At 64.1% G+C, this 13,860-nt stretch carries 11 protein-coding genes; 6 read left to right on the forward strand and 5 right to left on the reverse strand.

Going from position 1 to position 13,860, the window contains the following annotated elements; translation table 11 throughout:
* Positions 1-16: 16 nt before the first annotated feature.
* From IAE39_RS01495 to gatC, 5 genes are all read right to left on the reverse strand, one after another.
* Entirely contained in the window at positions 17-1,060 is a 1,044-nt protein-coding gene (locus IAE39_RS01495; RefSeq protein WP_201198811.1) for a calcium/sodium antiporter, read from the reverse strand.
* A 60-nt stretch (positions 1,061-1,120) separates the two neighbouring features.
* Positions 1,121-1,495: a septal ring lytic transglycosylase RlpA family protein gene (locus IAE39_RS01500; protein ID WP_201198710.1), complete on the reverse strand. Its 375-nt coding sequence runs from the start codon at positions 1,493-1,495 to the stop codon at positions 1,121-1,123.
* Between the two features lie 127 nt (positions 1,496-1,622).
* On the reverse strand, positions 1,623-3,068 hold the full coding sequence (gene gatB / locus IAE39_RS01505; RefSeq protein ID WP_201198712.1) for an Asp-tRNA(Asn)/Glu-tRNA(Gln) amidotransferase subunit GatB: 1,446 nt from the start codon (positions 3,066-3,068) through the stop codon (positions 1,623-1,625).
* A gap of 11 nt (positions 3,069-3,079) precedes the next feature.
* Positions 3,080-4,531 (reverse strand): Asp-tRNA(Asn)/Glu-tRNA(Gln) amidotransferase subunit GatA, encoded by a 1,452-nt coding sequence (gene gatA, locus IAE39_RS01510; RefSeq protein ID WP_201198714.1) that lies wholly within the window; start codon positions 4,529-4,531, stop codon positions 3,080-3,082.
* 15 nt (positions 4,532-4,546) lie between these two features.
* Entirely contained in the window at positions 4,547-4,834 is a 288-nt protein-coding gene (gatC, locus tag IAE39_RS01515) for an Asp-tRNA(Asn)/Glu-tRNA(Gln) amidotransferase subunit GatC (RefSeq protein ID WP_201198716.1), read from the reverse strand.
* 205 nt (positions 4,835-5,039) lie between these two features.
* Between gatC and mreB the strand changes: the two genes are divergently transcribed.
* The 6 genes from mreB to IAE39_RS01545 all read left to right on the forward strand — a co-directional run bounded on the left by mreB (position 5,040) and on the right by IAE39_RS01545 (position 13,850).
* Positions 5,040-6,077, forward strand: a complete 1,038-nt coding sequence (gene mreB / locus IAE39_RS01520) for a rod shape-determining protein MreB (protein ID WP_003255163.1) — start codon at positions 5,040-5,042, stop codon at positions 6,075-6,077.
* Positions 6,078-6,303: 226 nt separating this feature from the next.
* Positions 6,304-7,296, forward strand: a complete 993-nt coding sequence (gene mreC / locus IAE39_RS01525) for a rod shape-determining protein MreC (protein ID WP_236548339.1) — start codon at positions 6,304-6,306, stop codon at positions 7,294-7,296.
* A complete protein-coding gene (gene mreD / locus IAE39_RS01530) occupies positions 7,296-7,784 on the forward strand; it encodes a rod shape-determining protein MreD (RefSeq protein WP_201198718.1) in 489 nt (162 codons plus the stop codon). The genes mreC and mreD overlap by 1 nt, the downstream gene beginning before the upstream one ends.
* Positions 7,785-7,816: 32 nt before the next feature.
* A complete protein-coding gene (locus IAE39_RS01535) occupies positions 7,817-8,428 on the forward strand; it encodes a Maf family protein (RefSeq protein ID WP_201198719.1) in 612 nt (203 codons plus the stop codon).
* 54 nt (positions 8,429-8,482) lie between these two features.
* Positions 8,483-9,940, forward strand: a complete 1,458-nt coding sequence (rng, locus tag IAE39_RS01540; RefSeq protein WP_201198720.1) for a ribonuclease G — start codon at positions 8,483-8,485, stop codon at positions 9,938-9,940.
* 88 nt (positions 9,941-10,028) lie between these two features.
* Positions 10,029-13,850 carry a YhdP family protein gene (locus tag IAE39_RS01545; RefSeq protein ID WP_201198721.1) on the forward strand — a complete coding sequence of 1,274 codons (3,822 nt, stop codon included), beginning with the start codon at positions 10,029-10,031 and terminating at the stop codon, positions 13,848-13,850.
* The last annotated feature ends 10 nt before the right edge of the window (positions 13,851-13,860 follow it).

Below are 13,860 nucleotides of genomic sequence, written 5' to 3' on the forward strand. Positions count from 1 at the left end.
GGTACAGGCAACTTGTCTAGTGCTGCCGCCGCCAAGCGCGCACGGTGGTGTACAGCAACACCATTGCGAGCACCGGCAGCACGTAGAACAGCATCAAACGTTCCAGGCGGCCTGCCAGCGGCATGCCCATGGTAAACGCCGCTACGTGCAGCCCGTAGGCCAGGTACAGGCAGAGGAACACCAGGCCTTCGGCCCGGGTGATCCGGTAACCCGAATAGAACACCGGCAGGCTTAGCACGGCAACGCCGAGCATCACTGGCAGATCGAAAGATAGCGCATTGGGTGAAATCGACAGCGGCTCGGGGGTGACCAGTGCAGTCAGGCCCAGTACGGCCAGCAAGTTGAACAGGTTGCTGCCGATCACCGTACCCACGGCAATTTCCCGTTCCCCGCGCAGAGCGGCGATCAGCGCGGCGGCCAGCTCCGGCAGTGACGTGCAGATGGCAACCACCGTCAGGCCGATGATGCGCTCGGACAGGCCCAGGTCGGTGGCCACTTCGATGGCGGCCTCCAGCAGCAAGTGGCCCGCCAGGCTCAACAGGCCCAGGCCGAACAGTACCTGCAGCAGCGTGCCAGTCCAGAAACGCCCGGCACTGGCCCTTGCAGCATTCGGGGCAGGGTAGGTACGTGCATAGTGGCGCGACTGGTGCCAGAGCATGGCCAGGTAACCGGCCAGGCCAAGCAGCAGCAGTACCCCTTCGACCCGGCCCAGGTGGCCGTTGGCGGACAGCGCATAGACCAGCCCGCTGGCGACGATCATCAGCGGTATGTCCAGGCGTACCAGTTGGCGTGACACCCGCAAGGGGATGATCAGTGCGGCCAGGCCGAGAATGACCAGTACGTTGAAGATATTGCTGCCGACCACGCTGCCGACCGCCACATCTGGCGCGCCCTGGTAGGCGGCTTGCAGGCTCACGGTCAGTTGTGGCGCGGTGCTGCCGAAGGCCACCAGGCTCAGGCCGATGATCAGCGGGCGTACGTGCAGGCGCTGCGCCAGGCGCAAGGCGGCGCGCACCAGCAGTTCGGCGCCGCCGACCAGCAACAGCAGGGCAATGCCCAGTTGCAGCAGGCTAAAGGTGGGGAGGGTGGCCAGGTCGAAAATGGTCGAACTCCTGTCGCGTCAGTCGCTAAGCCCTTGTACTCGCACGCGCGCCGTTCCGCTACGGAGCATGCCAATTTTTTCTGCGGCAGCGCGTGACAGGTCGATCAGGCGGCCGCGGGTATGCGGGCCACGGTCGTTGATGCGCACCACTACACTGCGCTGGTTGGCCATGTTGGTAACCAGGACGCGGCTGCCGAACGGCAGGCTGCGGTGGGCGGCGGTCAGACCGTGCTGGTTGAACGGTTCGCCGCTGGCAGTGCGTTTGCCGTGGTGGCGCGAGCCGTAATAGGAAGCGGTGCCCGTCCGGTCGTAGCCGCGCGGGTCGATGTCGTGGCTGGCGCAGCCGGCCAGGAAGGAAAACAGGGCGAGGGTGCCGAGGGATCGTTTTAGCAAGTCAGGTGCTCTCATGGTGCGGCCATTCGCGGCTAAAGCCGCTCCTACAGGTACAGCGCAACCCTGTAGGAGCGGCTTTAGCCGCGAACGAGGGCAAAGCCCTCGCAGGGCTACGGGGGTAAAACAATCACCCTTCGAGCTTGGCCTTGAGCAATTGGTTCACCTGCCCCGGGTTGGCCTTGCCTTTGGAGGCTTTCATGGCCTGGCCGACGAAGAAGCCGAACATCTTGCCACGCTTGGCTTCATCAGCCGCACGGTACTGTTCGACCTGCTCGGCGTTGGCAGCCAGCATTTCGTCGAGCATCTTGTCGATCGCACCGCTATCGGTGACCTGTTTCAGGCCTTTGCTCTCGATGATGCTGTCGGCATCGCCTTCACCGGCAGCCATGGCCTCGAACACGGTCTTGGCGATCTTGCCGCTGATGGTGTTGTCGCGGATGCGCAGCAGCATGCCACCCAGTTGCGCCGCGCTAACCGGCGCCTGGTCGATTTCCACGCCCAGTTTGTTCAGCAGGCTGCCCAGCTCGACCATGACCCAGTTGGCGGCCAGCTTGGCGTCGCCACCGACCTTCACCACTTCTTCGAAGTAGTCTGCCTGTTCGCGGCTGGAAGCCAGCACGTTGGCATCGTAGGCCGACAGGCCGTACTGGCTCTGGAAACGCTCGACCTTCTGTGGCGGCAGCTCGGGCAGGCCGGCACGGATGGTGGCCAGGTAGCTGTCCTCGATCACCACCGGCAGCAGGTCCGGGTCGGGGAAGTAACGGTAGTCGTTGGCTTCCTCCTTGCTGCGCATGGAGCGGGTTTCGTCCTTGTTCGGGTCGTACAGGCGGGTTTCCTGCACAACCTTGCCGCCGTCTTCGATCAGGTCGATCTGGCGCTGGATCTCGCTGTTGATCGCGCGCTCGATGAAGCGGAACGAGTTGACGTTCTTGATCTCGCAGCGGGTGCCGAACTCGGCCTGGCCTTTCGGGCGGATCGACACGTTGCAGTCGCAACGCAGCGAGCCTTCGGCCATGTTGCCGTCGCAGATGCCCAGGTAGCGCACCAGGGCGTGGATCGCCTTGACGTAGGCCACGGCTTCCTTGGCGCTGCGCATGTCAGGCTCGGAGACGATTTCCAGCAGCGGGGTGCCGGCACGGTTCAGGTCGATGCCGGTGGAGCCGCTGAAGTCTTCGTGCAGGCTTTTGCCGGCGTCTTCTTCCAGGTGCGCACGGGTAACCCCGATGCGCTTGATGGTGCCGTCTTCCAGGGCGATGTCCAGGTGGCCCTTGCCGACGATCGGCAGGTCCATCTGGCTGATCTGGTAGCCCTTGGGCAGGTCCGGGTAGAAGTAGTTCTTGCGCGCGAACACGTTGCGCTTGCCGATCTCGGCATCGATGGCCAGGCCGAACATGCACGCCATGCGCACGGCTTCCTGGTTCAGCACTGGCAGTACGCCAGGCATGCCCAGGTCAACCAGGCTGGCCTGGGTGTTCGGCTCGGAGCCGAAGGTGGTAGCGCTGCCGGAGAAGATCTTCGACTGGGTGGCGAGCTGAGTGTGGATTTCCAGCCCGATCACAACTTCCCATTGCATGTGTGAACTCCTCAGAAGCCGTTGGGGGCACGGGTGTGCCAGTCGGTCACTTGCTGGTAGCGGTGCGCGACGTTGAGCAGGCGGCCTTCCTGGAAGTACGGCGCCAGCAGCTGCACGCCGACCGGCAGGCCGTCGACGAAGCCGGCTGGCATCGACAGGCCCGGCAGGCCCGCCAGGTTGGCGGTGATGGTGTAGACGTCTTCCAGGTAGGCGGCGACCGGGTCGCTGCTCTTGGCGCCAAGCTTCCAGGCCGGGTTTGGCGTGGTTGGGCCGAGGATCAGGTCGACGTCGTTGAAGGCCGCCATGAAGTCGTTCTTGATCAGGCGGCGGATCTGCTGCGCCTTCACGTAGTAGGCGTCGTAGTAGCCGGCCGACAGGGCATAGGTGCCGACCATGATGCGACGCTGCACTTCAGCACCGAAACCTTCGCCGCGCGAACGCTTGTACAGGTCGGTGAGGTCTTTCGGTTCTTCGCAGCGGTAGCCGAAGCGCACGCCGTCGAAACGCGACAGGTTGGAGGAGGCTTCAGCCGGGGCGATCACGTAGTAGGCCGGAATGGCGTGCTGCATGTTCGGCAGACTGATTTCCTTGACCACGGCACCGAGCTTTTCCAGCTCCTTGACGCTGGCCTGGACCAGTTCCGCGATACGCGGGTCGAGGCCGGCACCGAAGTACTCCTTCGGCAGGCCGATGCGCAGGCCCTGCAAGGAGGCGTTGAGGTTGGCACTGTAGTCCGGCACCGGTTCTTCGATGCTGGTGGAGTCCTTGGCATCGAAACCGGCCATGCCCTGCAGCAGCAGCGCACAGTCTTCGGCAGTGCGGGCCAGTGGGCCACCCTGGTCGAGGCTGGAGGCGTAGGCGATCATGCCCCAGCGCGAAACACGACCGTACGTCGGTTTCAGGCCGGTGAGGTTGGTCAGTGCTGCCGGCTGGCGGATCGAGCCGCCGGTGTCGGTGCCGGTGGTGGCCGGCAGCAGGCGCGCAGCCACGGCGGCAGCCGAACCACCCGACGAACCGCCTGGCACGTGCTCGAGGTTCCACGGGTTCTTCACCGCGCCGTAGTGGCTGGATTCGTTGGCCGAACCCATGGCGAATTCGTCCATGTTGGTCTTGCCCAGGGTGACCATGCCGGCTTCTGCCAGCTTGGCGACCACGGTGGCGTCATACGGCGCCTTGAAGTTGTCGAGCATCTTCGAGCCGCAGCTGGTGCGTACGCCGTTGGTGCAGAACAGGTCCTTGTGGGCGATGGGCGCACCCAGCAGTGCGCCGGTCTCACCGGCGGCGCGGCGGGCGTCGGCGGCACGCGCCTGGCCCAGGGCCAGGTCTTCGGTGACGCTGATGAAGCTGTTGATTTGCGGGTCGAGCTGCTTGATGCGCGCCAGCAGGGTGCCGGTCAGCTCTTCGGAGGAAAACGACTTGTCGGCGAGTCCGCGGGCGATCTCGGCCAGGGTCAATTGATGCATGGCAGGCTCTATCCCTTACTCGATGACTTTGGGAACCAGGTACAGACCGCTTTCGGTCGATGGCGCGATCGCCTGGTAGGTGTCGCGCTGGTTGCTTTCGGTAACCTGGTCGGGGCGCAGGCGCTGGCTGGCCTCCAGCGGGTGGGCCAGGGGCTCGATGCCAGCGGTATCGACCGCTTGCATCTGGTCGACCAGCCCGAGAATGCTGTTCAGGGCGTCGGTAATGCGTGGCAGATCGCCATCATTCAGGCCCAGGCGGGCCAGATGGGCGATCTTTTCCACGTCGCTGCGTTCAAGCGCCATGGGGATCTCCAAGGGAAACAAAGAACGGAATTTGGGTCCGCGGTGAGGAACATGTCAGCTTTCTGGCGGTCTAACGGCCGCGAATTCCTGCTGGCGTGCTCGGAAAAACAGCCAATTTAACATATTGGCTCCTTGCCCAAAATCCCTGCCATTGTTAGAGTTTGCCGCACTTTTTTACCCACGCTTTCCCCAGGGTCACTTTCCCATGTTCAAGAAACTGCGTGGCATGTTTTCCAGCGATCTTTCCATCGACCTGGGTACTGCCAACACCCTTATTTACGTGCGTGAGCGCGGTATCGTCCTGAATGAGCCCTCGGTTGTTGCCATCCGTACCCATGGCAACCAGAAAAGCGTCGTCGCCGTCGGTACCGAAGCCAAACGCATGCTGGGCCGTACGCCTGGCAACATTGCAGCCATTCGTCCGATGAAGGACGGCGTCATCGCCGACTTCAGCGTCTGCGAAAAAATGTTGCAATATTTTATCAACAAGGTTCACGAGAACAGCTTCCTGCAGCCAAGCCCGCGCGTGCTGATCTGCGTGCCGTGCAAATCCACCCAGGTAGAGCGCCGCGCCATTCGCGAGTCGGCCCTGGGCGCCGGTGCCCGTGAAGTGTTCCTGATCGAAGAGCCGATGGCCGCTGCCATTGGTGCCGGCCTGCCGGTTGAAGAGGCCCGCGGTTCGATGGTCGTCGATATCGGTGGTGGTACCACTGAAATCGCCCTGATCTCGCTGAACGGCGTGGTCTATGCCGAATCCGTCCGCGTTGGCGGCGACCGCTTCGATGAAGCCATCGTCACCTACGTGCGTCGCAACTACGGCAGCCTGATCGGCGAATCCACCGCCGAGCGCATCAAGCAGGAAATCGGTACTGCCTACCCGGGCGGCGAAGTCCGTGAAGTCGACGTGCGTGGCCGTAACCTGGCCGAAGGCGTACCGCGTGCCTTTACCCTGAACTCCAACGAAGTGCTCGAAGCGCTGCAGGAATCGCTGGCGACCATCGTCCAGGCGGTCAAGAGCGCCCTCGAGCAATCGCCGCCAGAGCTGGCCTCGGACATCGCCGAGCGTGGCCTGGTGCTGACCGGTGGTGGTGCGCTACTGCGTGACCTCGACAAGCTGCTGGCCCAGGAAACCGGCCTGCCGGTGATCGTCGCCGAAGATCCGCTGACCTGTGTCGCCCGTGGCGGCGGTCGCGCCCTGGAGATGATGGACAAGCACGCGATGGACCTGCTCTCCAGCGAGTGATCCCGCTCGCTGTTCACGAGCGCCCGGTTTACAGGTAGTACGCACAGTGCTACCTGTATGTGCCGGGCTGGCGCCCGTTCCGGGCGCCGTATCCATCAATCCGCAACCAGGCTGGTGCGTTGTTCCATGTCCAATGACCTCCTGAGTCGTCCACGAGGAACGGCCCATTAAACCGCTTTTCTCCAAGGGCCCTTCGCTGGGCGTTCGCCTGCTCGTTCTGGTAGTGATGTCGGTCGCGTTGATGGTTGTCGACGCGCGCTTCGACGTGCTCAAACCCGTGCGCAGCCAGATGGGCCTGGTGCTGATGGAGTCGTACTGGATCACTGACCTGCCGCAGCGTGCCTGGCAGGGCGTGGCCGGCCAGTTCGGTAGCCGCACCGAGCTGATCGCCGAAAACGAGAAGCTCAAGACCGAGGCCCTGTTGTTGCAGGGGCGCCTGCAAAAGCTGGCGGCCCTGACCGAGCAGAACGTGCGCCTGCGCGAGTTGCTCAACTCCTCGGCCCTGGTCAACGAAAAGGTCGAAGTGGCCGAGCTGATCGGTGTCGACCCCAACCCGTTCACCCACCGCATCCTGATCAACAAGGGCGAGCGTGATGGCGTGTTCCTCGGCCAGCCGGTGCTCGATGCCCGTGGCCTGATGGGCCAGGTGGTCGAGTTGATGCCCTATACCTCGCGGGTGCTGTTGCTGACCGATACCACCCACAGCATTCCGGTGCAGGTCAACCGCAACGGCCTGCGGGCCATCGCCAGCGGCACCGGCAACCCGGAGCGCCTGGAGTTGCGTCATGTGGCCGATACTGCCGACATCAAGGAAGGCGACCTGCTGGTCAGCTCCGGCATGGGCCAGCGTTTCCCGGCGGGTTACCCGGTGGCCACGGTCAACGAGGTGATCCACGACTCCGGCCAGCCGTTCGCCATCGTTCGCGCCATCCCCACCGCCGCGCTCAACCGCAGCCGCTACATGCTGCTGGTGTTCAGTGACCGGCGTACCCCGGAGCAGCGCGCCACCGATGCGGCCATCGCCCAGGAAGAGGCCGACCGCAAGGGCGCCACGACTGCCGGCCAGCCGGCCGCCAATGGCGAGCAGGCAACGCCAGGGACGGCTACACCTGCCGCGCCGGCCACCCCGGCAGCTCCGGTTGCCCCGGCTACCCCCGCTGCGCAGCCCGCAGCCCCGGCTGCCGCACCGACTGCCCCCGTTCCCCCTCGGAGACAATGATGGCTGCTTCACGCCGCAACAACGGCTGGGTCATCTGGCTGACTTTCGCCATCGGCCTGCTGCTCAGCGTCTCGCCCATGCCGCAGTTCATGGAAGTGTTCCGGCCCATGTGGCTGGCCTTGCTGGTGTCGTTCTGGACCCTGGCGCTGCCGAACAAGGTCGGCATGACCACGGCGTTCGTGCTGGGCCTGGCCGAGGACGTGCTGTACGGCACGCTGCTGGGGCAGAACGCGCTGATCCTTACCCTCATCACCTTCCTGGTGTTGTCGCTGCAGCAGCGCCTGCGCATGTTCCCCATGTGGCAGCAAAGCCTGGTCATCCTGGTGATCTTCGGTATCGCCCAACTGATCCAGCTGTGGCTCAGCGCACTGACCGGCAACCGCCTGCCGACCCTGGCGCTGGTCTGGTCGGCGGTGATCAGCGCCTTGCTCTGGCCGTGGATCAGCTTCGCCCTGCGCGACCTGCGCCGCCGCTTGCGTATCAACTGACGGCGATGCGCCACTGACAGGGAGATGTCTGCATGAATTCGCTATACCTGGCCTCCGGCTCGCCCCGCCGTCGTGAACTGCTGACTCAGATCGGCGTGCCGTTCAGTGTCATCAGCGCACCCATCGATGAAACCCCACTGCCCGGCGAAAGCGCCCCGGCGTACGTCGAACGCCTGGCGCGGGCCAAGGCTGCCGCCGGCCTGGCCAGCCTCGCTGGCCAGGCTGTAGTGCTCGGCGCAGACACTGCGGTGGTGCTCGATGGTCGTATTCTCGGCAAGCCGGAAAACCGCGAAGCTGCCCTGGCCATGTTGGCTGACCTGTCAGGCCGTGAGCATCAGGTACTGACGGCGGTCGCCCTTGACGATGGCCAGCGGGTGCACAGCCTGTGTGTCACCAGCAAGGTAAGTTTCCGCACGATCGGCGCTGACGAAGCGCAACGCTACTGGGCCAGCGGCGAGCCTGCCGACAAGGCCGGCAGCTATGCCATCCAGGGCCTGGGTGCGGTGTTCGTCACCGGCCTTGTCGGCAGCTACTCGGCGGTGGTCGGCTTGCCACTCAGTGAAACGGCCGATTTGCTTGGCCAGTTCGGCATCGCCTGCTGGCAGTCGCTCGTGCATACGCCTGAGGTAACAAACCCGCAGTAGCCAGCACTGCTTACGCCATCCATCATTAGAAAAAACCTTTGACGAGAGCCTGCCATGAGTGAAGAGATCCTGATCAACATCACCCCGATGGAGTCACGCGTGGCGGTGGTGGAAAACGGGGTACTGCAGGAAGTGCACGTCGAGCGCACCCAGCGCCGTGGCATCGTCGGCAATATCTACAAGGGCAAGGTGGTGCGTGTGCTGCCAGGCATGCAGGCGGCCTTCGTCGACATTGGCCTGGAGCGCGCAGCGTTCATCCATGCCTCGGAAATCTCCCAGCGCGAAGGTTCGGCGGTCGAGAACATCACGGCACTGGTGCACGAGGGCCAGGCCCTGGTGGTGCAAGTGACCAAGGACCCGATCGGCAGCAAGGGCGCGCGCCTGACCACCCAGCTGTCGATCCCGTCGCGCTACCTGGTGTACATGCCGCGCAGCAGCCATGTCGGCATTTCGCTGAAAATCGAGGACGAAGCCGAGCGCGAGCGCCTCAAGCAGGTGGTCAGCAACTGCATGGAGAGCGAAAACATCAAGGATGCTGGCGGGTTTATCCTGCGTACCGCTGCCGAGGGCGCGCGTGCCGAGGAGATCCTTCAGGACATCCGCTACCTGCGTCGCCTGTGGGAGCAGATCGGCACCCAGATCAAGACCTGCGGTGCACCCACGGTCATTTATGAAGACCTGGGCCTGGCCCTGCGTACCCTGCGCGACCTGGTCAACCCGAAAATCGAGAAGATCCGCATCGACTCGCGGGAAACCTTCCAGAAGACCACGCAGTTCGTTGGCGAACTGATGCCGGAAATCGCCGACCGCCTCGAACATTACCCTGGCGAACGCCCGATCTTTGACCTATATGGGGTCGAAGACGAGATTCAGCGTGCCCTGGAGCGCAAGGTACCGTTGAAGTCCGGCGGCTACCTGGTGGTCGACCCGGCCGAAGCGATGACCACCATCGACGTCAACACCGGGGCTTTCGTCGGCCACCGCAACCTCGAAGAGACCATCTTCAAGACCAACCTCGAGGCCGCCACTGCCATCGCCCGGCAACTGCGCCTGCGCAATATTGGCGGCATCATCATCATCGATTTCATCGACATGGAAGATGAAGAGCACCAGCGCCAGGTGCTGCGTACCCTGGAAAAACAGCTGGAGCGCGATCACGCCAAGACCAACATCATCGGCATTACCGAGCTGGGCCTGGTGCAGATGACCCGCAAACGCACGCGGGAAAGCCTGGAGCAGGTGCTGTGCGAGCCGTGCCTTGCCTGCCAGGGCCGCGGCAAGCTGAAAACCCCCGAGACCATCTGCTACGAAATCTTCCGCGAAATCCTGCGTGAGGCCCGTGCCTACCAGGCCGAAGGTTATCGTGTGCTGGCCAACCAGAAGGTGGTCGACCGCCTGCTGGATGAAGAATCGGGCAACGTCGCGGAGCTGGAGGCCTTCATCGGTCGAACCATTCGCTTCCAGGTCGAGTCGATGTATTCGCAGGAACAATACGACGTGGTGCTGCTCTGAGGCCTTCTGAAACACGCTGCTGCATCGTCGCGCTGGCAAAACCTGCGCGACGGGCCATCATGGATAAACGACTTGGAGGGCCACGGCCATGGGACGTCTGACCCGCGTTCTTGTCGCCTTGACCCGCTGGGGGCTGGGCATATGTGCCCTGTTGGCGGTATTGGTGGCGCTGTATGTCAGCCTTGGCCGCGAACTGGCGCCGCTGGTCGCCGAGTACCGTGCCGACGTAGAAAGCAAGGCCGAGCAGGCGCTGGGCTTGCCCGTGCATGTCGGTGCGCTGGAAGGGCACTGGAGCGGGCTGGCGCCGGTGCTGCGAGTGCGCGACCTGCAATTGGGCGAGGGTGCCACAGCGCTGCGCCTGGACGAGGTCATGGTGGTCCCCGATGTCTGGGCCAGTCTTACCGCCCGTGAGGTGCGCCTGGCGCGCATTCAGCTGGGCGGCCTGCAACTGATTCTGCGTGAGAACGAGCAGGGCGCCTGGAACCTTGAAGGGCTGCCGAAAAAGGACGACACGCCGCTGGACCCTGCCGACCTGCTGCAGCGCCTGCGCCAGCTGGGCCGGGTTGATGTGTTCGACAGCCAGGTCACCCTGCATCCCTGGCAGCGCGATCCCCTGACCCTGACTTATGTGAGTGCCGGCCTGCACGCCGGGGCTTCGCGCCAGGCTTTGGACTTGCGGGCAACCCTGCCCGACGGCCAGCCCTTGGCGCTGAACCTGCGCAGTCGCGTATCAGCCAAGGCCTGGCGTGATGGCCAGGTCGAGGCCTACCTGAGCCTGCCGCAAAGTGACTGGTCGCACTGGTTACCGCCCGGTTTGCTGGGGCAATGGCACGCCGATGCCTTGCGTGCCGGCGGTGAGTTCTGGGTCGACTGGGGCAAGGGGCAGTTGCAGCAGGCCGTGGTCCGGCTCAATGCGCCTGAACTGAAGGGCGCCTACAGTGGGCGCAAGGCCGCCACCCTGAACAACCTGGCCCTGGGCGCCTGGTTCCAGCGTCGGGAGCAAGGTTTCGATGTTGTTGTCGACTCCCTGGCCATGGACATCGGCAAGTCCCGCTGGGAATCGCACCTGCAGCTGCAGCAGCGCAATGGCGAGAGCGCCGCCGAGGAAAGCTGGAAGGTGCAGGCCGATCGGCTCAACCTGACGCCGCTGACCCCGTTGATCGACGCCCTGGCGCCGTTGCCGGATAAGGTCATGGCCGTGGTCGATGGCCTCAAGGTGACGGGGGCGCTGCGCAATGTGCGGCTGGAGGCCCGGCCCAAGGCCGAAGGTGACCAGCGCCTGCAGTTCGAAGCCAACCTGGAAAAGGTCGGTTTCGATGCCTATCACAGTGCCCCGGCAGCCGGTAACGTCAGTGGCAGCATCAGTGGCGACCTGGGCCACGGCGAGCTGCGCCTGGATACCGATGCGTTCATGCTGCACCTGTACCCGATCTTCGCCAAACCCTGGCATTACCAGAAGGCCAATGCTCGGCTGACCTGGGCATTGGACAAGGAGGGTTTCACCCTGGTTGCGCCCTACCTCAAGGTGCTGGGCGAAGAGGGCAAGATCGCGGGTGACTTCCTGATCCGCCTGTTGTTCGAGGAAGGCCGCGAGGACTACATGGACCTGCGCGTCGGCCTGACCGACGGCGATGGTCGCTACACCGCCAAATACCTGCCCGAGGTGCTCAGCCCGGCGCTTGACGAGTGGCTGCGCAGCGCCATCGTCAAAGGTGCGGTGGACGAAGGCTACTTCCAGTACCAGGGCTCGCTGAACCATGGCGCTGCACCGGAGGCGCGCAGCATCAGCCTGTTCTTCAAGGTGCATGACGCTGCGCTGGACTTCCAGCCTGGCTGGCCGCAGGTACAGCATGTGGATGGCGATGTGTTCATCGAAGACAGTGGCGTGCGCATCAAGGCCCAGCGCGGTGTGCTACTGGACACCAAGGTCAGCGATGTGAAGGTTGATATCCCACATGTCGACGAGGGCCAGCACAGCCACCTGTTCCTCGATGGCGATTTCGATGGCAGCCTGGGCGACGGCCTGAAAATTCTCAAGGAGGCGCCAATCGGCACCGGTGAAATATTCGCCGGCTGGGAGGGCGAGGGGCCGCTGAAGGGCAAGGTCAAACTCGATATCCCGCTGGAACATGGGCAACGGCCGAAAGTGCAGGTGGACTTTGCCACCCTGGATGCGCGCTTGAAGGTTGCCCCGCCGAGCCTTGAGTTGAGCCGCCTGAAGGGTGACTTCAGCTTCGACTTCGACAAGGGCCTGAGCGGCAAAGGCATCAGCCTGCAGGCCTTTGGCAAGCCGGTAACGGCGCAAATCACTGCCGAAGGCCAGCCTGGGCAGATGCAGACCCGCATCGATGCCAATGGCCAGGTATCACTCAAGGCGTTGACCGAGTGGCTGCAGTTCAACCAGGCCCTGCCGGCTTCCGGTGACCTGCCGTATCAGTTGCAGCTGAGCCTGGGCAGCCGGGACAACCGCCTGAGCGTCACCTCCGGCCTCAAGGGCTTGGCCATCGACCTGCCTGCGCCGTTCGGCAAGGCTGCCGCAGAAACCCGCGACAGCCGTTTCAGCATGAGCCTGCAGGGGCCGGAGCGGCGTTTCGATGCGGGTTACAGCGATCTGGCCCGCTTTGCCTACGCTGCGCCGGCCGACAAGTTGCTGCAGGGGCGTGGTGAATTGCTGCTGGGCGCAGGGGATGCCCAGGTGCCGGCCGGTCAGGGCCTGAGGGTACGTGGGCGTCTGGACACGCTGGACCTGGCCCCGTGGCAAGAACAGGCGGCGCGCCTGGGCGGTGACGACCCGGGCGGGAGTGCACGGCAGAACCTGCAGAGCGTCGACCTGAGCATCGGCCAGTTGAAAGCCTTTGGCATGGACCTGAACCAGGCTGTGGTGCGGCTGGCCCGAGGCGGCCCAGCCTGGGACCTGCGCCTGGACAGCAAGGAAGTCATCGGCAATGCCCGGTTGCCGGATGCCAAGGGCGCGCCAATGGTGGTGCGCATGCAGACCCTGCGCCTGCCAGCGCCCAGCCCGGCCGAAAAACAGGCCGAGGAGCGGGCTGAGGACGGCCCTGATCCACTGGCCTCCTTCGACCCGCGCAAGGTCCCGGCACTGGACCTGAGCATCGACAAGCTCTACCGCGGTGACGACCTGTTCGGCAGTGCCTCGATCAAGCTGCGGCCAACCGCCCGTGGCGTTGCTGCCAGCGATATCGACCTCGACTTCAAGGGCCTGCGCATTGACGGTGGCGGTGGCTGGGAGGGCGAAACGGGCAAGACCAGCAGTTGGTACAAAGGGCGCCTGGACGGCAAGAACCTCGCCGATGTCCTCAAGGCCTGGGGCTTTGCGCCTACCGTGACCAGCCGTGACTTCCGCCTGGACGTGGACGGCCGCTGGCCAGGTTCGCCGGCCGCGGTGAGCCTGACGCGCTTCTCGGGCAGCATGGATGCGGCGTTGCGCACCGGCCAGTTTGTCGAGGTCGAGGGCAGCGCCCAGGCATTGCGGGTATTCGGCCTGCTCAACTTCAACTCGATTGGCCGGCGCTTGCGCCTGGACTTCTCCGACCTGTTCGACAAGGGCCTGGCCTATGACCGGGTCAAAGGCCTGCTGGTGGCCAGTAATGGCGTTTACGTGACCCGCGAACCCATCACCATGACCGGCCCGTCGAGCAGCTTCGAGCTGGAGGGCACGCTGGACATGGTGCGTGACCAGGTCAACGCCAACCTGCAGGTCAGCCTGCCGGTGACCAACAACCTGCCGCTGGCCGCGCTGATCGTTGGCGCGCCAGCAGTTGGCGGGGCGTTGTTCCTCGTCGACCGATTGATCGGTGACCGTGTGTCGCGCTTTGCCAGTGTGCACTACCGTGTCGAAGGCCCGTGGAAAGAGCCTAGAATCACCTTTGTGAAACCTTTCGAGAAATAGTGCCAGGAGC

Origin of the sequence: Pseudomonas sp. S37 (genome assembly GCF_016658545.1) — a bacterium.
Taxonomy (GTDB): Bacteria; Pseudomonadota; Gammaproteobacteria; order Pseudomonadales; family Pseudomonadaceae; genus Aquipseudomonas.